Here is a 1,897-nt window from a genome sequence, read left to right as displayed (position 1 = left end):
AAGGTGAACGACGTGTGCTCGTACGAGCCGCGCCGGTTGCCGTCCTTGCAATACACGATCTTGGTCTTGTCGGGGTGCAGACGCAGCCCGACCTCGTCCATCCTGTTCCCGAGTGCCGCCAGCACCTCGCGGGCCTGGCGCTCGCTGACGCAGTGCACGACCGCGTCATCGGCATAGCGTTCGAACTGGACGTCCGGAAAAGTCCGGGCGAGCCAGGTGTCGAACGCGTAGTGCATGAACAGGTTCGCCAGCACGGGCGAGACCGCGGACCCCTGCGGGGTCCCTCGGTCCCGCTCCTGCAAGGTTCCGTCGGGCAGTTGCAGCGGCGCTTGGAGCCACCGCTCGACATACAACGTCACCCAGACGGCGTCGGTGTGAGCCTGGACAACCTTGACGATGAGGTCCCACCGGACGCTGTCGAAGAACTTCTGAATGTCAAGATCGATCACCCAGTCTTTCTTCCAACACCGTTGCCGGCAACGCTGGACCGCATCCAGGGCCGACCGATTCGGCCGGTAGCCGTAGGAATCCTCGTGGAATATTGGATCCACGCGAATCCCCAAGTGCCTGGCTACCACGGTCTGCGCGACCCGGTCGGCGACGGTGGGGACGCCGAGCATCCTCGTGCCGCCGCCGTGCTGTTTTGGAATCTCCACCGCTCGCACTGGAGGCGGGAAGTACGTCCCCGACGACATTCGATTCCAGATCTTGTAAAGGTTGCCCTTCAGATCGGCCTCGAAGTCGGCGATGGACTGCCCGTCCACCCCCGGCGCGCCCTGATTTCGCTTTACCTCACGAAACGCCTCCCAGACCTCCCACTTCGAAATCTCAAACGGCTTCTCTGGTGACTTCAGCTTGTCCATCGGCTCCTCCCGAACAACGTCCGGTTGACCAGACACACACAGCCGCGGATGACCCGGCCCCTTCGCTCCACCCCCATTACAGGGGCTTCGGCACTACTACGAGCCGGTCCGCCAGCACGCCTCGCGACGGTACTCAACCCCTTGCGGTGTCAGCCGCTTGGAGGGCTCCCTCTCGCACCCCACGCCGGGGCGGCGGTGTCGAGACATGCCTTCCCACGTTCCGTGCAAGAGCAGCAGATCAGGCTCACGTCACCTCCATGCCGGACACCACCTGGCCAGTAAACGGGTATCCGCCAGATTCTTCCCGGGATCAACAAGGCACCCCGGTTTTGATGCCACCTGAAGTTAAATAACGACACGTCGTCAGTGATTCGCTCGCGCTCGTCTTCCTGATCCCCACCTGACACTTCAATCAGTGCCTTTTTCCACATCGCTCACCACGGTCGCGTTACCACTTCCGCAGCATGTGGCGGTTTGGAACCTCCCCCCGCAGGGCGACTCCGAAGGGCCAACCTTCATCTCCTGCACAGCACCGCATAAAGTCGCTCTACCTACATAAGCTCCTCCTTGCGTTCGTGGCACACCTTGTCGTTTAACCCGTTGGGACATGTCCGAAGGCGTCTGGGTGCGCTTTAGCCGCCGTTTGCTAGACGTCGGACCACCGCCCCCGGCTCGCATTCCTGCTGGTCACCATCCTGTCGCTGGCCTGATGCAAGGTCCGGGCCACACTGTGTGTGGAGCAGGGCGAGGACAGGAGGTTTCCGAACACCCGCAGGACACGGCACGCTGGCACCGATGTTCCAAAACTCTGGCGAGTCACCCTTGGTGATCGTCGAAGTGCCCGCGGCCTGGGAAGAGCCAGCGAGGGTCACGTTCTGCAATAGTCCGGACCTTAAAAATCAAGCTGAGAGCCTGGTAAATAAGGGGTTCGGGCGGTCGCCGGTCCTGACGAAGATCGACAATCGTGACGGCGCCGGCGTGGCGGCGTGACATGGGGAAGGGCCTTCGGTACGAGCAAAGGCGACTAAACCAGC

General features: G+C 62.2%; 1 protein-coding gene. It reads right to left on the bottom strand.

Going from position 1 to position 1,897, the window contains the following annotated elements; all coding sequences use genetic code 11:
• Positions 1–863: group II intron reverse transcriptase/maturase (gene ltrA / locus DKT69_RS34235; protein ID WP_109805540.1), on the bottom strand; the 863-nt coding region annotated here is incomplete at its 3' end.
• Positions 864–1,897: the final 1,034 nt, after the last annotated feature.

It is taken from the genome of Micromonospora sicca, assembly GCF_003172935.1.
GTDB lineage: Bacteria > Actinomycetota > Actinomycetes > Mycobacteriales > Micromonosporaceae > Micromonospora > Micromonospora sicca.
The sequence above is the reverse complement of the archived record's forward strand: the minus strand, read 5'-3'. Positions and strand labels throughout refer to the sequence as shown.